The 23,669-nt window shown below is 47.8% G+C and carries 20 protein-coding genes; 3 read left to right on the top strand and 17 right to left on the bottom strand.

Annotated features, from left to right (window positions below; genetic code table 11):
• Positions 1-80 precede the first annotated feature (80 nt).
• The 9 genes from DXB83_RS01705 to DXB83_RS01665 form a co-directional block, all read right to left on the bottom strand.
• Positions 81-1,361, bottom strand: a complete 1,281-nt coding sequence (locus DXB83_RS01705; RefSeq protein WP_442857931.1) for a type I restriction endonuclease subunit R, EcoR124 family — start codon at positions 1,359-1,361, stop codon at positions 81-83.
• 246 nt (positions 1,362-1,607) lie between these two features.
• A complete protein-coding gene (gene tpiA, locus DXB83_RS01700; RefSeq protein WP_022463322.1) occupies positions 1,608-2,360 on the bottom strand; it encodes a triose-phosphate isomerase in 753 nt (250 codons plus the stop codon).
• Positions 2,361-2,395: 35 nt separating this feature from the next.
• Positions 2,396-3,589, bottom strand: a complete 1,194-nt coding sequence (locus tag DXB83_RS01695) for a phosphoglycerate kinase (protein ID WP_022463323.1) — start codon at positions 3,587-3,589, stop codon at positions 2,396-2,398.
• Positions 3,590-3,803: 214 nt separating this feature from the next.
• Positions 3,804-4,817, bottom strand: a complete 1,014-nt coding sequence (gene gap, locus DXB83_RS01690; protein ID WP_022463324.1) for a type I glyceraldehyde-3-phosphate dehydrogenase — start codon at positions 4,815-4,817, stop codon at positions 3,804-3,806.
• Between the two features lie 263 nt (positions 4,818-5,080).
• Positions 5,081-5,881, bottom strand: a complete 801-nt coding sequence (locus DXB83_RS01685; RefSeq protein ID WP_117800863.1) for a histidinol-phosphatase HisJ family protein — start codon at positions 5,879-5,881, stop codon at positions 5,081-5,083.
• On the bottom strand, positions 5,878-6,972 hold the full coding sequence (gene mnmA, locus DXB83_RS01680; RefSeq protein ID WP_055218213.1) for a tRNA 2-thiouridine(34) synthase MnmA: 1,095 nt from the start codon (positions 6,970-6,972) through the stop codon (positions 5,878-5,880). Before mnmA ends, DXB83_RS01685 begins: the two co-directional genes overlap by 4 nt.
• 2 nt (positions 6,973-6,974) lie before the next feature.
• A complete protein-coding gene (gene nifU, locus DXB83_RS01675; protein WP_022463327.1) occupies positions 6,975-7,412 on the bottom strand; it encodes a Fe-S cluster assembly scaffold protein NifU in 438 nt (145 codons plus the stop codon).
• Between the two features lie 107 nt (positions 7,413-7,519).
• The gene (nifS, locus tag DXB83_RS01670) at positions 7,520-8,701 is read right to left on the bottom strand and encodes a cysteine desulfurase NifS (RefSeq protein ID WP_118697202.1); all 1,182 of its coding nucleotides are present in this window, start codon (positions 8,699-8,701) and stop codon (positions 7,520-7,522) included.
• A gap of 6 nt (positions 8,702-8,707) precedes the next feature.
• Positions 8,708-9,163 (bottom strand): RrF2 family transcriptional regulator, encoded by a 456-nt coding sequence (locus DXB83_RS01665; RefSeq protein ID WP_022463329.1) that lies wholly within the window; start codon positions 9,161-9,163, stop codon positions 8,708-8,710.
• A gap of 158 nt (positions 9,164-9,321) precedes the next feature.
• Between DXB83_RS01665 and DXB83_RS01660 the strand changes: the two genes are divergently transcribed.
• Together DXB83_RS01660 and DXB83_RS01655 are read left to right on the top strand one after the other, a co-directional pair.
• Complete coding sequence (locus tag DXB83_RS01660; protein WP_055218215.1) at positions 9,322-10,683, top strand: polysaccharide biosynthesis protein; 1,362 nt, start codon at positions 9,322-9,324, stop codon at positions 10,681-10,683.
• Positions 10,684-10,850: 167 nt separating this feature from the next.
• On the top strand, positions 10,851-11,885 hold the full coding sequence (locus DXB83_RS01655) for a 3-deoxy-7-phosphoheptulonate synthase (RefSeq protein WP_022463331.1): 1,035 nt from the start codon (positions 10,851-10,853) through the stop codon (positions 11,883-11,885).
• A 98-nt stretch (positions 11,886-11,983) separates the two neighbouring features.
• On the opposite strand, the gene xerD is transcribed toward DXB83_RS01655, so the two are convergent.
• From xerD to DXB83_RS01640, 3 genes are all read right to left on the bottom strand, one after another.
• Positions 11,984-12,865, bottom strand: a complete 882-nt coding sequence (xerD, locus tag DXB83_RS01650) for a site-specific tyrosine recombinase XerD (RefSeq protein WP_117509101.1) — start codon at positions 12,863-12,865, stop codon at positions 11,984-11,986.
• Positions 12,866-12,976: 111 nt separating this feature from the next.
• Complete coding sequence (locus DXB83_RS01645; protein WP_022463333.1) at positions 12,977-13,552, bottom strand: stage II sporulation protein M; 576 nt, start codon at positions 13,550-13,552, stop codon at positions 12,977-12,979.
• 214 nt (positions 13,553-13,766) lie between these two features.
• Positions 13,767-16,349, bottom strand: coding sequence for a glycoside hydrolase family 3 protein (locus DXB83_RS01640; RefSeq protein WP_117800854.1), 2,583 nt, complete (start codon positions 16,347-16,349; stop codon positions 13,767-13,769).
• A 187-nt stretch (positions 16,350-16,536) separates the two neighbouring features.
• Between DXB83_RS01640 and DXB83_RS01635 the strand changes: the two genes are divergently transcribed.
• Positions 16,537-17,367, top strand: coding sequence for a helix-turn-helix transcriptional regulator (locus DXB83_RS01635; protein WP_117760398.1), 831 nt, complete (start codon positions 16,537-16,539; stop codon positions 17,365-17,367).
• A gap of 112 nt (positions 17,368-17,479) precedes the next feature.
• Here DXB83_RS01635 and rny read toward each other — a convergent pair whose 3' ends face one another.
• The 5 genes from rny to spo0A all read right to left on the bottom strand — a co-directional run bounded on the left by rny (position 17,480) and on the right by spo0A (position 23,597).
• A complete protein-coding gene (gene rny / locus DXB83_RS01630) occupies positions 17,480-19,045 on the bottom strand; it encodes a ribonuclease Y (RefSeq protein ID WP_022463336.1) in 1,566 nt (521 codons plus the stop codon).
• A gap of 148 nt (positions 19,046-19,193) precedes the next feature.
• Positions 19,194-19,820 carry a regulatory protein RecX gene (locus tag DXB83_RS01625; RefSeq protein WP_117760399.1) on the bottom strand — a complete coding sequence of 209 codons (627 nt, stop codon included), beginning with the start codon at positions 19,818-19,820 and terminating at the stop codon, positions 19,194-19,196.
• Positions 19,821-20,888 (bottom strand): recombinase RecA, encoded by a 1,068-nt coding sequence (recA, locus tag DXB83_RS01620; protein ID WP_022463338.1) that lies wholly within the window; start codon positions 20,886-20,888, stop codon positions 19,821-19,823.
• A 273-nt stretch (positions 20,889-21,161) separates the two neighbouring features.
• Complete coding sequence (gene glgA, locus DXB83_RS01615) at positions 21,162-22,604, bottom strand: glycogen synthase GlgA (RefSeq protein ID WP_118697201.1); 1,443 nt, start codon at positions 22,602-22,604, stop codon at positions 21,162-21,164.
• Between the two features lie 192 nt (positions 22,605-22,796).
• Entirely contained in the window at positions 22,797-23,597 is an 801-nt protein-coding gene (gene spo0A / locus DXB83_RS01610; protein ID WP_022463341.1) for a sporulation transcription factor Spo0A, read from the bottom strand.
• Positions 23,598-23,669 lie beyond the last annotated feature (72 nt).

Below are 23,669 nucleotides of genomic sequence, written 5' to 3'. Positions count from 1 at the left end.
TCACCTCCATGATTAAGTTTTGTCCATGATGACTCTATTATTTTGCTTTTTGCTTCCAATGTGGTTCCATTCATTTATGACTATTTTCCGTATGGTGCTTCAGATTCTGCCGCCATCAACACTGTTTCCTGATCGCTCAGATCGTATGTCACGGCTTTATGCTCTGGCTCATTAAAGGAAGACGAACCACCGATACCGAAATATTTTTCAAAAAACGTTTTCAGTTTTTCAATGACTCTCTGTTTTTTCTTGGCTCTTCCGCCACCACCAAAATGAGAAATTGGCGGCATGATTTTATCTATATCCGTTCCCGCTGTTTTGATCTCTCCGTCCCGAAACGCATTCTCTATGAACTTTCGTGTGTCTTTCGGCTTCAATTTTTCTTCCGTAATAATTACATTAAGATCATAATCGCGCTGTTCCACAACAAATTCATGCCACTCATCCATAACATCGTCCACATCATTGATTCCTGCAATAAAGGTTTCAATAAGCTGTTTCTTGCTGCGCAGCTCCGGGCTGGCATCAATCGCTTTATTGATGGTTATCAGCACTTCCTTATCTTCACAGCGGGTATCATGATACTTCTTTACAAGCATCAGAATATAATCAATGTTGATTTCTACCTGCCGGATCAATTCAATTTCAAACACCACATCATCTGTAATATCCGTACTTTCCCGGCGTTTCCGTTTCCACTCGTCACGCAAATCCTGATAACGTCCAAGGTAGTCTTGCAAATTGCGCTCAGAAATCAGCTCATTCCCCTTAAATTCGTCAAAGGAAAGCAGAAGGTTTCTCATACGAAGAATAGCACCAAACAAAGCAATAAAATCCTTCTGGTTCTGCTCTCCGACAATCTGCGGTTCTGACAGCGGAAACTTATGATTCAATTCCTCCATCAGATCCACATACCCTGGCATTGGCTTACCATCTACGGATTCATATCCGTAATAGTAATCCTTAAAGCTCTGCAGTAAAACAAGGCCCCCGGCATTCTTATCCCCAAACAAGGAAATGGCACTATCTACTCGCTTCTGCAGATTTCTGAAACATACAATATTTCCAAAGGTCTTGATAGAATTCAGAATACGGTTTGTACGGGAAAACGCCTGTATCAGTCCGTGCATTTTCAGATTTTTATCTACCCACAGCGTATTCATAGTCGTCGCATCAAAACCGGTAAGAAACATATTGACTACGATCAGAATGTCCAATTCCTTATTCTTCATGCGAAGCGACACATCTTTATAATAATTCTGGAATTTATCACTTGAGGTATCGTAGTTCGTATGGAACATTTTGTTATAATCCTTGATTACTTCTTCCAGAAACTCTCTGGACGGCTGGTCGACAGATATAAAACAAGCATATCACGAAAACGTGAATTTTTCAATCCGCGCAAAAAATCACTCCGCTTCAAAACACAGAAACGAAGTGATTTCTTTTTGCACAAACTGGCACTCTCTATAGCTAAATCAAGGGTTATATGTTGCATAAAAAACAGCAAAACGCCACCAAACACCTCACCTTCAGCATTTCTGCCGAATTCACCGTGTTTGGTGGCGTTTTAGCCCGTTTTATTGATTGATTTCGTACAAAATCAATTATTTATTGTAGTTTACGATAGCTCCGAAATCTGGTTTCAGGGATGCTCCGCCTACCAGGCCGCCGTCGATGTTCTCCTGTGCGAACAGTTCCGGTGCAGTTTTTGCGTTTACAGAGCCGCCGTACTGGATACGGATAGCTGCTGCTGTTGCATCATCATAGATTTCAGCGATGCACTCGCGGATGCCTTTGCAAACTTCCTCAGCCTGCTCTGTTGTAGCAGTTTTGCCGGTTCCGATTGCCCAGATTGGCTCGTAAGCGATAACGGCTGTTTTTGCCTGATCTGCTGTTACATTCAGGAATCCAACCTTTACCTGCTGACGGATGAAATCCATCGTTACACCCTGCTCTCTCTGCTCCAGAGTTTCTCCGCAGCACATGATCGGGGTGATGCCGTGCTCGAAAGCTTTCAGCATTTTTTTGTTTACGGTCTCGCTGGTCTCTGCGAAGTATTCTCTTCTCTCAGAGTGGCCAAGTACAACGTATTTCACGCCAGCGTCTGTCAGCATAGCCGGGGAGATTTCGCCTGTGAAAGCACCTTTCTCCTCAAAATACATATTTTCAGCACCAATCTGGATGTTGGAGCCTTTTGCAGCCTCTACAACCGGGATGATATCGATGGCCGGTACGCAGAAAACAACGTCAACGTCGTCATTTGCTACCAGTGGTTTTAATGTATTGACTAATTCTACTGCCTCGCTCGGAGTCATGTTCATTTTCCAGTTTCCGGCGATAATTTTCTTTCTTGCCATGATCGTTTGATCTCCTTAGTTTTGAATATAAATTCTTATTTGTCGTTTGCTGCTGCAACGCCCGGCAGTTCTTTTCCTTCCAGGAACTCCAGGGAAGCGCCGCCGCCAGTGGAGATATGAGTCATCTTATCGCCATATCCAAGCTGGTTTACAGCTGCTGCGGAATCTCCGCCGCCGATGATCGTAACTGCATCTGTTTCAGCCAGTGCTGCTGCAACTGCTTTGGTTCCTGCTGCAAAATTCGGCATCTCGAAGCATCCCATCGGTCCGTTCCATACAACGGTTTTAGCAGTTTTAACAGCATCAGCGAACAGTTTTGCAGTTTCCGGTCCGATATCCAGACCTTCCCAGCCATCCGGAATCTGTCCGGCCGGAACAACCTGTGTATTTGCGTCGTTTGAGAATGCATCTGCAACAACGTTGTCTACCGGAAGAAGCAGTTTCACGCCTTTTGCTGCTGCTTTTTCTTTCATTTTGTTTGCATAATCCAGATAATCCATCTCAAGCAGAGAATCACCAACGGTGCCGCCTGCTGCTTTTGCGAAGGTATAAGCCATACCACCGCCGATGATCAGGACATCAACTTTATCGATCAGGTTGTCGATAACAGAAATCTTGCTGGATACTTTGGATCCACCAAGGATGGCAACAAACGGACGCTCCGGATTGTTGACAGCATTTCCAAGGAATGCGATCTCTTTCTCCATCAGGTAACCAACAACAGCAGTGTCAACATATTTGGTAACACCAACATTGGAGCAATGAGCACGGTGTGCGGTTCCGAATGCATCGTTTACGAATACGTCACACAGGGAAGCCAGTTCTTTGCTGAACTCCTCACCGTTTTTGGTCTCTTCTGCACGGTAACGGGTGTTCTCCAGAAGGATTACATCTCCGTCTTTCATAGCCTCAACAGCTGCTTTTGCGTTCGGTCCTACAACCTCAGGATCTGCTGCAAATTTAACTTCCTGTCCAAGAAGCTCGGAAAGGCGAACTGCAACCGGTGCAAGAGAAAGCTCTGGTTTTGGTTCTCCTTTCGGTTTTCCAAGATGAGAGCAGAGAATTACTTTTCCGCCGTCAGCGATCAGTTTTTTGATCGTCGGAAGAGCAGCTACCAGACGGTTCTCATCTGTGATTTTTCCATCGATCAGCGGAACGTTGAAGTCACATCTTACAAGGACTCTTTTTCCTTTTACGTTGATATCATCTACGGTTTTTTTGTTTAACATGGGCGTTTCCCTCCATATATCCAACTGCATCTGCCGCGCCGTTTCTTTGTTTTTGCGGCATCGCGGTCCTTATTTAAAAATGCAGTTTATAATTTTTGCACACGGAAAAGGGCTGTTTTTGTGCCGTATTTTTCCGCCGCATTCGCAAAAAGGGCCCGGTCCTTAACAGACCGGACCCTTTGGGCTCTGAAATTTTGCCGTTCAGTTTGTTAAATTATGCTAACTCGCTGAAGTATTTGATGGTACGAACCATCTGGCTTGTGTAGGAGTTCTCGTTATCATACCAAGAAACAACCTGTACCTCTGTTGTTCCGTTGTCCAGCGGAAGAACCATAGTCTGAGTTGCATCGAACAGAGAACCATATCTCATACCAACGATGTCGCTGGATACGATTTCATCTGTGTTGTATCCGAAGGACTCGGTTGCAGATGCTTTCATTTTTGCGTTGATCTCGTCAACAGTTACAGTTCCTTCTACAACTGCTGTAAGGATTGTGGTAGAACCGGTTGGGGTTGGAACACGCTGTGCAGAACCGATCAGTTTGCCGTTCAGTTCCGGAATAACAAGGCCGATTGCTTTTGCAGCACCGGTGCTGTTTGGAACGATGTTAACTGCAGCTGCACGGGATCTTCTCAGATCGCCTTTTCTCTGCGGTCCGTCCAGAGTCATCTGATCTCCAGTGTAAGCATGGATAGTAACCATGATACCGGATTTGATCGGAGCCAGTTCGTTCAGAGCTTTTGCCATAGGTGCAAGGCAGTTTGTGGTGCAGGATGCAGCGGAGATGATGTTATCGTCTGCTGTCAGGGTCTCATGGTTTACATTGTAAACGATGGTCGGAAGGTCGTTACCAGCCGGAGCGGAGATAACTACTTTACGAGCGCCTGCATTGATGTGTGCCTGAGCTTTTGCTTTGGAGGTGTAGAATCCGGAGCACTCCAGAACTACGTCTACGCCAAGCTCTCCCCATGGGCAGTTGTTAGCATCCGGGAAAGCATAGATTTTGATGTTTTTGCCATCTACTGTGATGGAATCTTCATCGGATGTTACGGTATCAGCCAGAGCATATTTTCCCTGAGAAGAGTCATATTTTAACAGATGAGCTAACATCTTCGGGGATGTTAAGTCGTTGATTGCTACTACTTCATAACCTTCTGCTCCAAACATCTGTCTGAATGCAAGACGTCCGATACGGCCAAAACCATTGATTGCTACTTTTACTGCCATGATTTTCAATTCCTCCTAAAAAGTGAATTTTAATTTTGAGTCTCTGTACTTTGTTAAAGAAACATCAACCTTATCTGTATAATACCTAATTTCGTCGGAAAATTCAAGTTCTATTTTCAAGAAAATACGAAATTATTTCTAAAATTTGTGAAGAAGCCGGATGCCAATCCGTATTTCTGCAAAATTTCGAAAGATCCGTCTATTACAGAAAGAGCCGGAATCCAGCCTTTCCGGGGCTTTTTCCGGCTTTTCCTGCGTGTTTTCTATTGGATCGGCAGATATTCCGGCTTTTTCTCTTTAAACCGCACGTAGTACCGGAATCCGGCTTCCTGCGCGATAGCTGCCGCGTCCGCGAAATGAAACGCTATATGTTCCGGTTTGTGGGCATCGGCACCGAAGGTGATCTTTTCGCCGCCCAGTTCCCGGTATCTTCTGATGACATCCGGCGTCGGATTCGGCACGCCAAGGCCTGCCTTGTAGCCGCCGGTGTTGATTTCCAGCGCGATATCGTACTGAATCAGCTCTTTTAAAATGGTATCGATCTCGTCCGTAAATGCGCGGTAGCTGTAATCTTTTCCCTTTTCTCTGCAGTAGCGTACCACATAATCCAGATGACCAAGCGTCTGGAAATTGTGGAAGAACCGGATATTTTCTGCTGTAGCCCGAAAATACGCCCGGTACAGCTCTTCTGCTGTCCAGTCCGGGAAAGCATCCTCATAATAGGGGTCTTTTCCGTCAATGACATGCATGGAGCCGATCACGTAGTCGAACGGCCACGCATTTACATACTCTTCCATCCGTTCTTTTAAGTGGAGCTGCAGTCCCAGTTCCACGCCGAATCGGATATCAATTCTGTCGTGGTATTTTTCCTGCAGTTCCCGGATTTTTGCCGCATATGCCGGTGTATCGAGCTGGAACTCGCCGGTACTGTAATCCATATCGTAGTGATCCGTCAGGCAGATTGCCGGAAGTCCCAGCTCGACTGCCCGTTTTACCATCTCTTCTGTTGGTGCTTCGCTGTCACTTGAAAAGAAACTGTGCATATGACAGTCCGCTATTTTCATCTTTCGGCCTCCGTAATCGTTCCGCCTCCGCCGACACAGCCGTCCACGTAGAAGACAACAGCCTGTCCCGGTGTCGGAGCACGCACGCCGTCCGGGAAGGTACAGGTAATCTCATCTTCCCCGGTCCGTTTGATCACGCACGGGGAGCCTTTGTGCCCGTACCGGATTTTTGCGGTGCAGGAGAGCTCTTCTCCAAGTTCCAGCGGCGGAATTGCCATATAGTTTACTTTGTTTGCTTTTACTACTTTTGCGAAAACCTCTTCATTTTCGCCGACCACAACCTCGTTCGTCTCCGGACGGATTTCCAGTACGAACACGCGGTGTCCCATCGGAAGGCCGAGTCCGCGGCGCTGTCCTACGGTGTAATGGGTAATCCCCTCATGGGTACCGAGGATTTCACCCTTTGTATTCACGAAATTGCCTTTCGGTGCCACGATTCCTGTCTCGTTCTGGATAAAGGAAGCGTAATCCTGATCCGGCACGAAGCAGATTTCCTGGGAATCCTTCTTTTTTGCTACCGGAAGACCGATTTTTGCTGCAATCTCACGAATCTGATCTTTTGTGTAGTCTCCGACCGGCATCAGCGTATGCGAAAGCTGCTCCTGGGTCAGATTATACAGTGCATACGTCTGGTCTTTTGCCGCTGTTACCGAATTTGCAATCGCATACCGTCCATTGGCAAGCTGTTCGATTCTTGCATAATGTCCGGTCGCAATGTAGTCCGCTCCAATGGAAAGACTGCGCTGAAGCAACGCTTCCCATTTCACATAGCGGTTGCAGGCGATACACGGGTTCGGTGTTCTGCCGCAGAGATATTCGTTCGTGAAATAGTCCATGACGTTCTCACGGAACTCTTTTTTGAAGTTCATGACATAATACGGAATGTCCAGCACCTGTGCCACGCGCCTTGCATCATCAACAGCAGAGAGGCCGCAACAGCCCCCGTTTTCCTCCTGGACTGTCTCGGCCTCATCCTGCCAGATCTGCATGGTCACCCCGATGACATCGTATCCTGCTTTTTTCAGGAGATACGCTGCCACCGAGGAATCTACGCCGCCGGACATTCCAACGACTACTTTCTTTTTTCCCATACTTAGTATTCTTCCTCTTCCTCGCCCTCGCTGATATCAGACTTCGGTTTTGCAAGACCTTCGATCTTGATGTGGTGTTTCTCTGCGTAATCCCAGAGTGCAGCGTGAATTGCTTCTTCTGCAAGCAGAGAACAGTGAACTTTGACCGGCGGAAGTCCGTCGAGTGCTTCCATAACAGCTTTGTTGGTTACTTCCAGAGCTTCCTGGATGGTTTTTCCTTTTACCAGCTCGGTTGCCATACTGCTGGTTGCAACTGCGGCGCCGCAGCCGAAGGTTTTGAATTTGCAGTCCTGAATGATGCCGTTATCGTCGATGTCAAGATACATTCTCATGATATCGCCGCATTTTGCATTTCCAACGGTACCTACACCGCTTGCGTTCTCAATTTCTCCTACATTTCTCGGATGCTGGAAATGATCCATTACTTTTTCACTGTACATTGTTATTCTTCCTCCTGAACTATTTCAAAGCAGTCCTCCTCCGGCACAGCTTTTACCTGAATTTTTCTGTACCGGCTTTCTGGATGGACTGTCTTATTTTTTTAAACTTAATTACCCTGCTGTTTTTTGATGTAATCCTCATACAGCGGGGACATGCTGCGCAGACGGTCTACGATCGCTTTAATCTGCTCTACAACAAAATCAACGTCCTCTTTTGTGATCTCCTCACTTAAAGTCAGACGTAAGGAACCGTGTGCTTTCTCGTGCGGCAGTCCGATGGCCAGCAGTACATGGGACGGATCCAGGGATCCGGAAGTACATGCAGAACCGCTGGATGCGCAGATACCTTTCATATCCAGCATGATCAGAAGGGACTCTCCCTCGATGAATTCAAAGCTGATGTTGCAGTTGTTCGGCAGACGTTTTACCGGATCGCCGTTCAGACGGCAGTTCGGAATCTCGGTTAAAATACGGTTGATCAGATAATCACGTACTTCGATTTCTTTTGCGGTACGCTCCGCCATAGTTCTTGCCGCACGCTCTGCCGCAACTCCATATCCTACGATGCCCGGTACATTTTCTGTTCCGGCACGGCGTTTTCTTTCCTGCGCACCGCCGTGTACGAAGGAGCGGATTTTCACACCCTTTCGGATGTAAAGGAAGCCGATTCCTTTCGGTCCGTTAATCTTATGACCGCTGGAACTGAGCATATCAATATTGCACTCATCCACATTGATCGGGATCTGGCCAAATGCCTGTACGGCATCTGTGTGAAATAAAATATTGTGTTCTTTTGCAATTCTTCCGATTTCCTTGATCGGCTGAATCGTTCCGATTTCGTTGTTTGCCGCCATAACGGAAATCAGAATGGTCTCAGGTGTGATGGCTGCTTCGAGTTCATCCAGATTGACAACGCCGTTCTCATCGACGCCGATATAGGTGATTTTCGCACCGCGCTCTTTTTCCAGATACTCACAGGTATGAAGAATCGCATGATGCTCGATTTTTGTGGTGATGATGTGGTTTCCTTTATTTTTATATGCTTCAAAGGTAGCTTTTAACGCCCAGTTATCGGACTCGCTGCCGCCGGCTGTGAAATAAATTTCCTCCGGTTTTGCGCCGAGCACGTTTGCGATCTGCTCTCTTCCTTTGGTGATGGCTTCTTTGCTTTTTCCTGCAATTGCATAAATACTGGATGGATTTCCGTAGTATTCGCTGAAATAAGGAAGCATAGCCTCGACAACTTCCGGGGCTGTTTTTGTTGTTGCCGCATTGTCCAGATAAATCATTGTTGTTCACTCCTTGTCATTTCTATCGCTGTTTCTGTTTTTCTCTAATTGCCGGCTCTGCTGAACCAGCTCTCCGAGGCTGATGGAATCCACAGCGTTCGTAATTCCCTCATTGATCCTCTGCCACACAAAACGCGTGACGCAGAAATCGGCCGCATCGCAGCCGCCCAGGCCTTCATTGACCGAGCACGTGACTGCCTCGAGTCCGCCCTCCAGCACACGGAGAACATCTCCTACCGAAATGGAATCTGCCGGTTTTGCAAGTACATATCCACCGCCTGCCCCCCGCACACTCTCAATGAATCCGGCTTTTCGAAGCGGACGCACCAGCTGCTCCAGATAGCTCTCTGAGATATTCTGGCGTTCTGAAATGCTGGCAATGGACACTGCACCCTCTTCTTCGTGACTCGCCAGATCGATCATGGCACGCAGACCATATCTTCCTTTGGTCGATAATTTCATTCCTGGTTCTCCTTTTTCCTGTGCTGTCGTTTTCCAATTCCGACAGTTTTAATCGGATTTATTTCTCACTCAGAATAGCACCTATCACGGGGTTCTGTCAAGGAGTTTTTTCGCATATTTTAGACTATCTGCGCAATGCCGTGAAAGGAGTCTATCCCATGCTGAAAATCACAAGAAAGAACACGCTTCTTCTTGGCACACTGATCCTGACCGCGTCCGGGATCATCTGCAGAATTCTTGGATTTCTCTATAGAATATTCCTGTCGCGCCGGATCGGTGCGGAAGCCTTTGGTATCTACCAGCTCGCCACACCACTCTACGCACTGATGCTCTCCCTTGGCGCAGGCGGCATGCAGACGGTGCTCTCGCGCTTTGTCGCATCGTACCTTGCCAAAAAGGATTCCAGACGGGCAAAGATCTGTCTGGCGGCCGGATGCGGCATTGTAGTGATACTTTCCTTCTCCGCCTCCATCTTTCTCTTTTTCAGCGCGGATTTTATCGGAACACGGCTTCTTTTTGAGCCGCGGACGATTCTGCTCCTCCGGATTTTATCACTCGGCATTCTCCCCTCCGGGATCCACAACTGTCTCTCGGCATGGTATCTTGGCCAGAATCAGACGGCACTGCCTTCTTTTTGCCAGCTTTTGGAACAGTTCGTGCGCATGGGCGCTTCCTACCTTGCCTGGCTTTTCTGTCTTTCCACAAGCCTCCCCTCTGCCGCTGTCGCTGCATTCGGTACTGCCGCCGGCGAACTCTTTTCGTGTCTCTTTCTGATGGCCTGCCTGTCCGTCTCGCACAGCAGGTCCCCTCAGAAACACCGCCCGATTTCTGTTTTTTTCAAAGAAAAGACCCTCTGGTACGATACCTTCCGAGAGCTTGCCGTTTTGAATCTTCCGCTTACGCTGAACCGTATTCTTCTGAATGTCCTCCACAGCATTGAAAGTGCTCTGCTCCCCGGCTGTCTGGTCACCTTCGGTCTTTCCCGGAAAGCAGCGCTCTCGCAGTATGGCATTCTCACCGGTATGGCACTTCCGATGATCTTTTTTCCATCTGCCATCACCCACGCGGTGTCCGTCATGCTTCTGCCCGGCGTAGCAAAACAGCAGGCCGACGGTACGCCGGAGCAAATATCAGACACGATCCGTTATACAATTTCTTTCTGTGTGCTGCTTGGCACTTCCGCTGTTTTTGCCTTTTTCTTTTTCGGTCCGTGGCTTGGACGTTTCCTTTTTCAAAACGAAGAAGTCGGCGTTTTTCTGCGTATCCTTTCATTTTTAAGTCCTTTTCTCTATCTGGAAACGACACTTGGAAGCATTTTAAACGGCCTTGGAAAAACTTCTCTCGTTTTTTTCCAGAACCTTGCCGGAGATGTAATTCGTATTCTTGCAATTCTTTTTCTCGTCCCGGTTTTCGGCATCCGTGGCTATCTCTATGGTATTCTTGCAAGTGAACTTACCATTATGACAATGGCACTTTTGTTCCTGCATCGGGAATCTGCAAACGGATTTGCTGTTCATTGATACCTTTTTTCTATCTTTTTTAAGAGAAACAGAATTTTCGCCGAAAAAATATCGACAATCTTCGCGTTATGTATTATAATTTATAGATAGTTTGCGACGGGGCACACAAGAACGCTCCTCTGTCCGCAGCTAGAAAAGAAGTGCATCTAAGATAAAGGAGAACGAAAATGAGCCTTGAATTTGTAAGAAAACTTCCCACCCCAACAGAGATCCGGGAACAATATCCCTTAAGCGCCCGCGCAACTGAAATCAAAAAACAGCGTGACGCTGAAATCGCAAAAGTCTTTACCGGGGATTCCGATAAATTTCTTGTTATCGTAGGACCTTGCTCCGCAGACAACGAAGACGCTGTTCTGGAGTACAATCACCGTCTGGCAAAGGTTGCTGACAAAGTATCCGACAAACTGATCATCATCCCGCGTGTGTATACCAACAAACCGCGTACCACAGGTGAAGGCTACAAAGGTATCGTTCATCAGCCAGACCCGGAAGGAAAGCCGGACCTGCTGCACGGCCTGATCGCCATGCGTAAAATGCATATGCGTGTAGTAGAAGAGACTGATCTGACTTCTGCAGACGAAATGCTGTATCCGTCCAACTGGAGCTATCTGTCCGATATTCTCTCCTATGTTGCGGTCGGCGCACGTTCCGTAGAAAACCAGGAGCACCGTCTGACTGTTTCCGGCATCGACATTCCGGCCGGCATGAAAAACCCGACCAGCGGTGATCTTTCTGTTATGATCAACTCCGTCATTGCCGCACAGGGCTCCCACTCCTTTATTTACCGTACCTGGGAGGTAAAGACAAGCGGAAATCCGCTGGCGCACACCATTCTCCGCGGTGCGACCAACAAGCACGGCAACTCCGTGCCGAACTATCACTACGAGGACATTCAGCTTCTGCTGGAGAAATACAACGAAACACATCTCGTAAACCCGGCTACCATCATCGATGCCAACCATTCCAACTCCGGAAAGAAATACGAGCAGCAGATCCGTATCGTCAAAGACGTTCTGCACACAAGACGATGCAACAAGGATATCGAAAGTCTCGTAAAAGGTGTTATGATCGAAAGCTATCTGGAGCCTGGCAATCAGAAAATCGGATGCGGAAATCATGTCTATGGTAAATCCATCACTGACCCGTGCCTTGGCTGGGATCAGACCGAACGCCTGATTTATGATATCGCTGAGGAGTGCTAAATTTTCTCAACACCCTAAAAACATCAAAAACCTTCGCTGCAGTTTTTCACCAGTCTGCGGCGGAGGTTTTTCTATCGTTTTACTTTTCTGTTCCACCTTTACTTTCTCGGATGTGCCTTCCGGTACACATCCCTGATTTTATTCACACCAAGGTGGAGATACATCTGCGTCGTCGAAATATCGGCGTGTCCCATCATCTCCTGGACACTCTTTAAGTCCGCACCGTTTTGCAGCAGATGGGTTGCAAACGAATGACGCAGGGTATGCGGCGTAATATCCGCCGTAATGCCTGCGGATTTCGCATAGGATTTCAGAATTTTCCAGAATCCCTGACGGCTCATCGGACCTCCGGAGCAGTTGACAAACAATACATCATCATCCCGTCCATGCATCAGGGCTGCGCGCGCACTCCCCAGATACTGCTCCAACGCCTTTTTCGCCGGTCCGCCGAACGGAACGATCCGCTCCTTTTCATCGCGGCAGGTGATGTAGCCCATCATAAGGTTGACATCCTGTATCTTCAAATGGATCAGCTCACTGACGCGGATACCGGTCGCATACAGCATTTCCAGCATTGCTTTGTCGCGGATCCCCTTTGGCGTGTCGGTTTTGGGCTGGCGAAGCAGCAGATCGACCTCTGCGATGGAAAGGATCTCCGGCATTTTTCGCTCAACCCTCGGTGGCTGCAACGCTTTCGACGGGTCAGATACCATTTTTCCCTCCTGACATGCATATTGGCAAAACATATGAATCGCCGCAATGCTGCGCGAGATCGTTGCCGGGGAGAAGTGTTCCCGCTCCAGATATAATAAATAAGAATTTAAAACCGTTGCATTCATCTGCTCCGGTTTTTCTATTCCGTGCTCCTTCAAAAAAACTGCCAGCTTTCGAAGATCGCGCTGATAGGAGACTTCTGTATTTTTTGACGCTTTCTTTTCCGTCTGTAGATAGTCCGTAAATGACTGTATCGTTTCCTGCATAGCTTTTTTCCTTTTTGCTTTTTTCTCCCTCTCACTGCCCGATAAAGGGTAACAATGCTTTTAATTATATACACGTTTTTTCAAAAATGCAATTCCCTTTTCCGACCGTTTTTACAGGATTTTCGCAAGAAACCACGGATTGACATAACTCTCAAGCAGAATACCCCACAGAAGCAGGATCAGTGCAAAGAAGTAGCGCACGCCGAAGCAAAAATATTCCTTTTTCTGTATGCCGCCGGCAAGGTGATTCGTCTCTGCCATCCGGCTGCACGCAGCAGCCATCAGAAATAACGCGGCAAGGTAGAGGAAAATCTGCGGAAAAAGAGCCAGAAAAAAGAATAAAAGACCTGCCATTCCGTTCTGCAGATAGGCAGCCGAGAGAAAGACGCCACACAGAAAACCATATGCCCAAACGGCAGCAGTGGCAAAATACGCACCGATTGCCGTCAATCCAAAGAGAAGTCCCGCAAATGCCGGTGCTAACCGTACCTTTAGAAGATAGGAAAAGCAGGCCTTTGCGGAAATTTTTCTTCCAAAAAACGCCTCCGCCTGAAAGAGGCGGACGCTATTTCCCTCCTTCATTCCCGTGTGGGATGCCGCAAGCAGCAGCAGTACACCGAGAGTCATACCGGCCGCAAACCAGAGGGCAAAAAAACGAATATATGCATTCTCATCCCGTTCTCTCATTTGCTTTTTGCGCCTCCTTATTTTCTGCCTTACTGTCAATGTATTCACGGTTCATAGACAATATACGTAAAAGAAGTGCCTGCTCCGCAGACCCCCATCTGCGAATGGCACTTCTTTCCTCTTTTCAGGGTCCCCCAATGTCTCACGCACCGAAATGTCCGTTCATTTCAAACCCTGCTTTTTGTATATCCCCATAAGATATTTTTCACTTCTTTTATTTCACGACAAGATAGGTATCCAGATCATCGAACTGATCAAGGTAGCTGACTGCGCCCTCGTACATATTGGACTGCAGTACGATATTTACCGTGTTATAGATGCAGCGTTTCAGTTCTGCCATCGTCAGAGTTCCATCTGCAAGTTCTTTTTTGATGTTCTCGTGATCCTCCGGCAGACCCGGCATTACCATGTCATTTCCGGCTCTCATGCAGCCCGCTGCGGTACACTCGCCCTGGATCTGTACGTTGGTGGTTGTCCAGTCGGTCATGATAGCTCCTGCAAATCCCCACTCATCTCTCGCTGCTTTCGTGCAGGTATCGTAGCAGTTTGCAGCGTGCACACCATTGATCAGGTTGTAAGATGTCATAATGGACATCGGCTGTGCATCTTTGACTGCGATTTCAAAGCCTTTCAGATAGATCTCACGCAGGGCACGCTCGGACAGGATAGAATCGGAGCCCATACGATTGTCCTCCTGGTTGTTGCATGCAAAGTGTTTGATCGTAGTTCCGCAGCCCGGTACCTTCTGTACACCGAGTGTCATGGCAGCCGCCATCATACCGGCAAGCAACGGATCCTCGGAATAGTATTCAAAGTTTCTTCCGCAGAGCGGATTTCTGTGGATGTTCATACCAGGTGCCAGCCACAGTGTTACGTTGAACAGTTCCATCTCATGGCCGATCATTTCGCCGACTCTCTTGATCAGTTCTACATCCCAGCTCTGTGCCAGAAGTGTTCCGACCGGAATTGCGGTACAGAACTGATAATAGGTTGTTCCGCGTTTTTCCTGCGGTTTGCTGAAGAATCCGCCTTCCAGTGCCGCCAGGAAATCGCTCGCTACGATCTCTCCGTTGTCTACCTGGTATTCTCTCTTCAGACGAAGACCTGCAGGTCCGTCGACCAGAGCAATCGTGGTTACATTCCACGGCTCCTCCGAAGCACACGGGGATGTCTCCGCTGCTGCTCCCGGAACAGAAATTCCTGCGGAGCCAAGCGCGTTGCCCTGTGCTCTTCCCGGATCACCGGTTGCAAGGAGTGCCAGCTGATCCACAGAAAGGGATTCCACAATCTTTCCTGCTTTTCCAGGAAGCTCTTCCGGTACCGGCTGGTAATCTACTTTCTCAGTTGGGATCTCAGATGCTTTGAGCTCGATCACGCTCATTCTCTTTTCTTTTACTTCCTTCTGCCATGCAGCCTCTCTTGCCTGAACTTTTTCTGCATCAGGAACAATCTCATTCAATTTCTCTTTCAGCGGGCAGATATTTTCACACGCTGTCATGACTGCTTTCTCGTCCAGCTCCAGCGCGCCGGAGAGAACAGATGTATTCAGATCATTTCCAATCCAGATACCATACATGCCCGGCTCCAGAATCCAGGATGCGCTTTCCTCCTCATAGGAAGTCAGCTGATACAGCGGGAAGGTGATGGTCATGGTCTGGGATTCCTTCGGAGCCAGCAGTTTTGTTTTTCCAAAGCCTGCCAGACGGCGGAACTCTTTCACCAGTCTGCCCTGCGGGCAGGAAGCGTAGATCTGTACAACTTCTTTTCCTGCATAAGTATCGCCGGTGTTGGTGACGGTAACAGTCACGCTTACTTTCGGATTCATCATACCGCGGCCGCTTACTTTGATGTCATCGGTTCTGATCTCGAAATCGGTGTAGGACATACCGTAACCGAAGGAGTAACGGACTGGTACTTCAAAGGTATCAAAGTAACGATATCCAACGAAGATACCCTCTTCGTATTTTTCTTTCATGAGGTCGCCGCTCTTGTAGCTGTAAACCTCTGCACCCGGATAATCATAGTAATCTTTTGCCCAGGTATCTGTCATTTTTCCGGATGGGGTTACATCGCCGCTTACAACATCAGCAAATGCATTTCCGCCTTCCTGGCCTGCCTGTACGTACTGTAAAATAGAGCGGATATTGTCAAATTCTTCTACGAATGCCAGATCCATCAGGCCGCCGGTGTTGATAACAAGAACAACGTTTTTATAGCATCTGGAAACCTGTGCCAGAATAGCTTTCTCTTCTTTGGAGATGAAGTAGTCACCCTCCGTATCAAAACGGTCTTTGTTCTCTCCTGCGATACGTGCCAGAACGAAGAATGCGGTGTCTGCACCGTCGGCTGCTGCTTTCTCTTCATCGATCGGGTTTCCGGATGGCATAAAGAACGGGGTTGCAGAGTACGCATCAAAGAATTTTGTGTCGTCTCCGTTCAATTTTGTGAAAATCTCATTTTTCCAGTCCAGTCTTGCCTGTACGTAGAGTTTATCGTAATCCTCCAGCCATTCACTACTTGTTACGTCGTAGCCTGCATTTTTCATGCCCTGGAAAATATTAACGCTGTCACGCTCATTGACATCGCCGGAACCGGTGCCTCCTTTGATGGTGCGGATCGCACCTGCTCCGTAAAGACCTACCTTGCTGCCCTTTGCCAGCGGCAGGAAATGATCTTTGTTTTCCAGAAGAACGAATCCCTCTGCTGCTGCCTCGCGGGCAAGTTTGCGGTGATCTGTTTCACGCTGGGTTACTTCCGGAGATGTAGTTCCGTTAAAGGTTCTTACCTTTGCTTTCATGTCTTTGTTCCTCCCAAACTTTGTTTCGTACTAATGTCTCCATTATCTTCCCTTTTTCGTGTAACTTCTAGTTCCTTTCTTGTCCTTTCTCTGGTTGATATTGATATTTCGCCCAATTTCTGGTACAATATTCTTATCTTTTTTGATTATAATTGACGTATATTTCTATCACATCCTGGAGGTACTTATGGAATCCTGCTTTTACGAAACAATACACGAAACCGATCTGCTGCACGTCCGTTTTGAGCTGCAGGATGCGCCCGCTTTTGTTTTTCCGGCGCACTGGCACGAATATGTGGAAATTCTCTATCTGATCAGGGGACAGTTTTCCGCGATTGTCCAGGCAACGGAGTATCGGTTAAACGAGGGCGATCTGATTATCATCAACTCCGGCGACCTCCATATGACGCGCTCCAACACCTGTACATATCTTCTGCTGCAGATTTCCGCAAGCCAGATGCGCCAATATCTGCCGGACTTTGATACGATGCGTTTCGACACGATCATTCCCTACTCGGAACAGCCGGCTCCGCTCCGCGCACTGCTCTCGGAGATGAACGAGATCCGGCAGAATCCTTCCGATTCATACCAGCTTCTCTTTACCTCACGACTGTACGAATTTCTGTACCATCTCTGCCGGTCGTATTCCCACCAGATCCCTTCGGCATCCCTCACGGGTTCACAGCGCGATCTGCAGCGCGTGACACACGTTATGAATTGGGTGAAAGTGCATTACCCGGAACCGTTAAGCCTCGAAACAGCCGCGGATTCCCTGGCGCTCTCGAAGGAGTATTTCTGCCGGCTCTTTAAAAAGTATACCGGACAGACCTTTCTCGAATATCTGAACGATGTGCGCACGATGCACCTGTACGAAGATTTACAGAATTCCGACGAAACGATCACGGTACTGATGGAGAAAAACGGGCTGTCGAATTACAAAATTTTTATGCGGACCTTCAAAAAGCTGTATGGCTCTACACCTCAGAAAATGCGCTCGAACCGGATACGGCACGTATAAATTCTTTTGAAACTTACTGTTCTTATACACACTGAAAAGGCTGTGGAACATGATTGCTCATGTCCACAGCCTCTTTTTGATTTCGTTATTAAATTGTTTCGTAGAAAGTCTTTTATTTCGCGTAATCCGTTACACGGCTCTCGCGGATAACATTGACCTTGATCTGTCCCGGGTATTCCAGTTCAGCTTCGATCTGTTTCGAGATATCCCTTGCGAGCAGTACCATTTCAGAATCGGATACCTGCTCAGGAACAACCATGATGCGGACTTCTCTACCAGCCTGAATAGCAAAAGATTTTTCGACACCCTTGAACGAATTCGTGATGTCTTCCAACTGTTTTAATCTGTTGGTATATGTTTCGAGTGTTTCTCTTCTTGCACCCGGTCTTGCTGCGGAAATTGCATCCGCTGCCTGAACGATACATGCAATCAAAGACTGGGGCTCTACATCCCCGTGATGTGATTCTACTGTGTTGATCACAATCTGAGATTCTTTGTACTTTTTGCAGAGATCTGCACCGATCTGAATGTGAGATCCTTCTACCTCATGGTCGATGGATTTACCGATATCATGAAGCAGTCCGGCACGTTTTGCCATGCGGACATCGCATCCTACCTCTCCTGCGAGGAGACCGGAAAGCTGTGCTACCTCGATCGAATGCTTTAATGCATTCTGTCCGTAGCTGGAACGGAATTTCATTCTTCCAAGGAGACGGATCAGCTCCGGATGAAGTCCGTGTACACCGACTTCCAGTGCGGCTGCCTCGCCTTCCTCGCGAATATTCTGTTCTACTTCTTTGCGGGCCTTTTCTACCATCTCTTCGATGCGGGCCGGATGGATTCTTCCGTCTACGATCAGTTTTTCCAGAGCAATTCTTGCCACCTCACGGCGAATCGGATCGAATGAGGAAAGAACGACTGCTTCCGGTGTATCGTCGATGATCAGGTCAACGCCTGTCATGGTTTCGAGTGTACGGATGTTTCGTCCTTCACGGCCGATGATGCGGCCTTTCATTTCATCGCTCGGAAGCTGTACCACGGAGATGGTACTCTCGGATACGTGATCGACAGCACATTTCTGAATAGCTGTTACCACATACTCTTTTGCCTTACGGCCTGCTTCCTCTTTTGCTCTGCTCTCCAGCTCTTTGTAGAGCTTTGCTGTGTCGATTTTTACTTCGTCTTCCACAGATTTTAACAGATACTCTTTTGCTTCCTCGGAGGTAAAACCGGAAATTCTTTCCAGTTCCTGTACTCCTTTTTCGTGTAGACCGTCTACTTCCTTTTCTTTCTTTCTGACGCTTGCCTCTTTTGCTGCAATTTCGTTTTCACGACGCTCCAATACGTCCGCTTTTTTATCTACAGATTCTTCTTTCGATAAAACGCGCTTCTCATATTTCTGCAGTTCCGCTCTGCGCTCTCGGGTCTCTTTTTCTACTTCATTCTTCGTACGAAGAGACTCCTCCTTCGCCTCCAGCAGGGCTTCCCGTTTCTTAGTTTCGGCAGTTTTCAGTGCTTCATCTATGATGTTTCTCGCCTTTTCTTCCGCTGTGCCAATTTTCTCAGCATCCTGCTTGATTTTATTGTCCACAGCAATTTTCCTGGTAACAGGAACCGCAATAAGCAGCGTGACTACTACAGCAATGAATACCAGCAGAATTGTAATACCTGTACCCATTACCGGAGCACCTCCTTATTTAGTTTTCATTGCACATTTACAACACTACAATTTTATACTGTTTTCACAAATTTGTCAATGTTTTAAAAATATTCATGTAATTTATTGCACATAATTTCACGGCATGTGGCGGAATCGCCGGGAATATTCAGGATTCTTCGTCAGCGGAATCTTGGTATTCTTCCAGTGCCCGACGGATTTCGGAACTGCCGAATCCCTTCCGCGTCAGAAAACCGGCGGCACGGCGGTACTCTTTTTCATCCAGCCGGTGCGGCGTGCCGAGCTTTGCGAAGGCGGCACTTTTTGCAAGTTCATACTCATCGCGGGCATCCTCCTGCTCTTCCAGGACGGATTCCACCAGTTCCCGGTCCACGCCTTTCTGTGCCAGCGCATAGAGGACTGCCTTTTTCCCTTTTTTCGCACCGCTGCCCGCAAGATACTGCTCCACGTATGCGCGGTCGTCGATATAGTGAAAGCTCTCCACGTACGAGACAGCCTCTTCAATGGCTCTCTCGGGATAGCCGTCTTTTCGTAACTTATCTTCCAGCTCTTTTTTCGTCCGCATCTGTCTGAGCAGCAGATACATCGCGCGGTGTTTGGCCCTTTTAGTCAGCACTTCCCCTGCCAGCTTTTCGTAAACCTCATCGGGAAGCTCCTCCTGCTCTTTGATGCGGGAAGCGCGGATTTCCCCGTTATAAAGAACCAGATCCTCTCCGTCATCGAAGAGGATCCGTGATTTCTTTTTATTCAGAGGACGAATCTCTGTCACAAACATTTATTCGTCGTCTCCTTCGGTTTCCGGAACTGCTGCTGTTTCTTCTGTGCCTTCCGGCGCTTCTTCCTTGATCAGGCCGTAAGCCACGCGCACTTTGTGCTCGATCTCATCCATGATTTCCGGATGCTCGCGCAGGTATGCTTTCGCATTTTCGCGTCCCTGGCCGATCTTGTCGCCGCCGTATGCGAACCATGCGCCGCTCTTCTGTACGATGCCGACGGAAGCTGCCAGATCCAGAACGTCTCCTTCTTTGGAGATTCCTTTTCCGAACATGATATCAAATTCTGCCTCGCGGAACGGCGGAGCTACTTTGTTTTTCACGACTTTGATTCTGGTACGGTTTCCGACCATCTCTCCGCCCTGCTTTAAGGCTTCAATTCTTCTGACATCGAGACGGATGGAAGAATAGAATTTCAGTGCACGGCCGCCGGTTGTGGTCTCCGGATTTCCGAACATGACACCGACTTTTTCACGCAGCTGGTTGATAAAGATAACAATACAATTGGATTTGCTGATCGCTGCAGTCAGTTTCCGGAGTGCCTGAGACATCAGACGCGCCTGCAGTCCGACGTGGGAATCTCCCATGTCGCCGTCGATCTCGGCTTTTGGAACGAGGGCTGCAACAGAGTCCACGATGATGATGTCTACCGCACCGGAACGGACCATCGTCTCGGTGATCTCAAGTGCCTGCTCGCCGTTGTCCGGCTGTGAGATATAAAGGTTTTCAATATCAACACCGATGTTTTTGGCATAGGCCGGATCGAGCGCATGCTCTGCATCGATGAAGCCGGCGATTCCGCCGCGTTTCTGTACTTCGGCTACCATGTGGAGCGCTACGGTTGTTTTACCGGAAGACTCCGGTCCATATACCTCAATAATTCTTCCCTTCGGCACACCGCCAAGACCGAGTGCGATATCCAGGCTTAAAGAGCCGGTCGGGATGGTTTCCACGTTCATGTTTGCTGCGGAATCTCCGAGCTTCATGACAGCTCCTTTTCCGTACTGTTTTTCAATCTGTCCAAGTGCGGCATCGAGTGCACGCAGTTTATCTTCGTTATTATTTCCCATACTGAATATTCTCCTTACCACGCGAACGTCCGTTCGCTTCTGTATACATACTATTACAAATCTGCTTTGTTGTCAACTGTTTTTCTTGTGTCTTTTTTCAGCTCCCAAATCCTCTGCACCGGAGCTGCTTCGAATATATCCTTATGCACAAGTGTAGCATATTCCACTCTCCTGCTGCAACCCAAAAATACTGCAAAAAAATCCCGAAACGGCTTTTCTTTCCTCTTCTGCCATTTCGGGATTTTTTTCTTATTTTTCAGAATGCAGACCAGCTTATCCGATCAGCCAGTTGTACATTTCCTCGTACTGTTTTGCGGAATTCGCCCAGGAGAAATCCTGTACCATTGCGCGGTCGATCATCTTGTTCCACTCGCGTTTTTTGTCGTAATAGATGCGCTCTGCGTACCGCACGGTACCCATCATCTCATGCGCATTGTAGTTTGTGAAGCTGAATCCAGTTCCTGTTCCCTCGTACTCATTGTACGGCTCTACGGTGTCTTTGAGGCCGCCGGTCTCGCGGACGATCGGAAGGGTTCCGTAGCGGAGGCTCATGAGCTGGGAGAGTCCGCATGGCTCAAACAGGGACGGCATCAAGAAGGCATCGCAGGATGCATAGATCTTGTGCGACATTGCATCGGAATAGTAGATGTTTGCCGAAACCTTCTTGTCATATTTCCATGCGAAGTGGCGGAACATGTTCTCGTAGCGCTCCTCGCCGGTTCCAAGGATCACAAACTGTACGGCATCCTGGCACATCTCATCCATCATATAGCTGATGAGGTCGAAGCCCTTCTGATCGGTCAGACGGGATACGATACCGATCATCATCGTCTTCGGATTGACCTCGAGTCCTAACTCCTCCTGCAGTGCCAGTTTATTTTTCACTTTCTCTTTACGGAAGTTCTTTACATTGAAATTCTTTGCAATCTGAGCGTCTGTCTCCGGGTTCCACTCATTGTAGTCGAGTCCGTTTACAATACCGCGCAGATCGTTTGCTCTTGCACACATCAGACCGTCGAGTCCTTCGCCATAGAACGGGGTCTGAATCTCCTGCGCGTATGTATTGCTGACGGTGGTGATCGCATCTGCGTAAACCAGACCGCCCTTCAAGTAGCTGGCATCGTGTTTGAACTCCAGCTTATCCGGTGTGAAGTAGTAGTCGGAAAGGCCGGTAATGCTCTGAATCGTCTTGCGGTCCCAGATGCCCTGGAATTTCAGGTTGTGGATCGTCATGACGGTTTTGATTCCCCGATAGAATTCATCTGCCTGGAAACGCTCGTGCAGGTAAACCGGAACGAGACCGGTCTGCCAGTCGTGGCAGTGGATGAGGTCCGGGCGGAAGCCGATGGTCGGTAAAATGGAAAGCGCTGCTTTGCTGAAGTAAGCAAATTTTTCCAGATCCCACGGCATGCCCGCATATGGAGTGCTTCCTCCGAAATGCTCCTCGTTGTCGATAAAGTAGAATTTGATGCCTTCATATTCCATCTCGAAAATGCCGACATACTGCTGTCTCCAGTTCAGATCCATGTAGAAGTTTGTCACATACTGCATCTGATTTTTAAACTGTTCTTTGATTCCTGCGTATTTTGGAATCACCACGCGCACATCAAAATACTCTTTCGGAAAGTATTTCGGCAGAGAACCTACTACATCCGCCAGACCGCCTGTTTTGATGAACGGTACACACTCCGAAGCCACGAACAAAATATTTTTCATGAAAAGAATCCTCCTGTAATTTCATGCTGATTATCGCATCTTTGTTTTTCTGTAATTCCTTCCTTTTTGTCACGATCCTATGAAACGCGAAAGGATAATCAACGTCCTGTCTGTATTATACCGTACTTTGTCCAGAAAAAAAAGTCTAAACTTCTGTAATTTCTCCGTTTGTTCGGATTTTTTTGTTACTTTTTACTGATTTTTCAGTTCAAGACGTATTTTATCTGCAATTAATGCAATAAATTCAGAATTTGTCGGTTTACCCTTGCGGTTGTTCACGGTATAGCCGAACAGCTCGTCGATTGTATCCATTTTGCCGCGGCTCCAGGCCACTTCAATCGCATGGCGGATGGCACGCTCGACACGACTTGACGTTGTCTGGTGGCGTTTCGCGATGGTCGGATAGAGAATCTTGGTAATGGAATTGAGCATTTCCGTGTCCTCTACGGAAAGCAGAATCGCATCGCGCAGGTACTGGTATCCTTTGATATGGGCAGGAACGCCGATCTCGTGGATCATATTTGTCACATCGATTTCCAGACTGTTTTCCGGCGGACAGATCGGCTCTTTTCCGGGGTTTGTAAAATTTCTTGGATGGTATCTTCTTACTGATGTCATTCCTTTTGTTGCTTTGATCCGGTTCAGAAGAGTTTCGTTGTCGAACGGTTTTAAGACGTAATAGTAAGCGCCGAGCCGGAACGCATCTTCGGTGATCCTCTCCTCTCCTACGGCGGAGACAACGATAAAGGCAGGTCTTTTTTTCAGATTTTTATCCTCATTGACTTTCTCCATTACAGTCAGACCATCCATCTTCGGCATGAAAATGTCAAGCAGTACGACGTCCGGTTCTTTGTCGCGGATGATACTGTAGATATCATTTCCGTTTCCGGTCTGCCCGATCAGTTCAAGCGTGTCATCCTGTTTTATGACGTTCCCAAGCATTTCCTGCATGCGTTCGTTATCATCCGCGATGGCAATGTTGATCTTTTCCATAAAGCTCTCCTTTGCAAAAACTCATAGTCTTTCCGGAATTTCACTGCATCCGTTTTCTTCTGAACTTTTTCC

It is taken from the genome of Blautia sp. OM06-15AC (assembly GCF_003481425.1).
In the GTDB taxonomy this organism is placed as follows: Bacteria; Bacillota; Clostridia; order Lachnospirales; family Lachnospiraceae; genus Fusicatenibacter; species Fusicatenibacter saccharivorans.
Note: the sequence above shows the minus strand (reverse complement) of the source record. Positions and strands in the feature narration are given on the sequence as shown.

Bases quoted from the DNA above. Each gene is read 5' to 3' on its own strand.
- tpiA (WP_022463322.1), bottom strand. From the start codon at position 2,360: ATGGCAAGAAAGAAAATTATCGCCGGAAACTGGAAAATGAACATGACT.
- DXB83_RS01695 (WP_022463323.1), bottom strand. From the start codon at position 3,589: ATGTTAAACAAAAAAACCGTAGATGATATCAACGTAAAAGGAAAAAGA.
- gap (WP_022463324.1), bottom strand. From the start codon at position 4,817: ATGGCAGTAAAAGTAGCAATCAATGGTTTTGGCCGTATCGGACGTCTT.
- DXB83_RS01685 (WP_117800863.1), bottom strand. From the start codon at position 5,881: ATGAAAATAGCGGACTGTCATATGCACAGTTTCTTTTCAAGTGACAGC.
- mnmA (WP_055218213.1), bottom strand. From the start codon at position 6,972: ATGGGAAAAAAGAAAGTAGTCGTTGGAATGTCCGGCGGCGTAGATTCC.
- nifU (WP_022463327.1), bottom strand. From the start codon at position 7,412: ATGTACAGTGAAAAAGTAATGGATCATTTCCAGCATCCGAGAAATGTA.
- nifS (WP_118697202.1), bottom strand. From the start codon at position 8,701: ATGATTTATCTGGACAATGCGGCAACAACAAAAACAGCCCCGGAAGTT.
- DXB83_RS01665 (WP_022463329.1), bottom strand. From the start codon at position 9,163: ATGAAATTATCGACCAAAGGAAGATATGGTCTGCGTGCCATGATCGAT.
- DXB83_RS01660 (WP_055218215.1), top strand. From the start codon at position 9,322: ATGCTGAAAATCACAAGAAAGAACACGCTTCTTCTTGGCACACTGATC.
- DXB83_RS01655 (WP_022463331.1), top strand. From the start codon at position 10,851: ATGAGCCTTGAATTTGTAAGAAAACTTCCCACCCCAACAGAGATCCGG.
- xerD (WP_117509101.1), bottom strand. From the start codon at position 12,865: ATGCAGGAAACGATACAGTCATTTACGGACTATCTACAGACGGAAAAG.
- DXB83_RS01645 (WP_022463333.1), bottom strand. From the start codon at position 13,552: ATGAGAGAACGGGATGAGAATGCATATATTCGTTTTTTTGCCCTCTGG.
- DXB83_RS01640 (WP_117800854.1), bottom strand. From the start codon at position 16,349: ATGAAAGCAAAGGTAAGAACCTTTAACGGAACTACATCTCCGGAAGTA.
- DXB83_RS01635 (WP_117760398.1), top strand. From the start codon at position 16,537: ATGGAATCCTGCTTTTACGAAACAATACACGAAACCGATCTGCTGCAC.
- rny (WP_022463336.1), bottom strand. From the start codon at position 19,045: ATGGGTACAGGTATTACAATTCTGCTGGTATTCATTGCTGTAGTAGTC.
- DXB83_RS01625 (WP_117760399.1), bottom strand. From the start codon at position 19,820: ATGTTTGTGACAGAGATTCGTCCTCTGAATAAAAAGAAATCACGGATC.
- recA (WP_022463338.1), bottom strand. From the start codon at position 20,888: ATGGGAAATAATAACGAAGATAAACTGCGTGCACTCGATGCCGCACTT.
- glgA (WP_118697201.1), bottom strand. From the start codon at position 22,604: ATGAAAAATATTTTGTTCGTGGCTTCGGAGTGTGTACCGTTCATCAAA.
- spo0A (WP_022463341.1), bottom strand. From the start codon at position 23,597: ATGGAAAAGATCAACATTGCCATCGCGGATGATAACGAACGCATGCAG.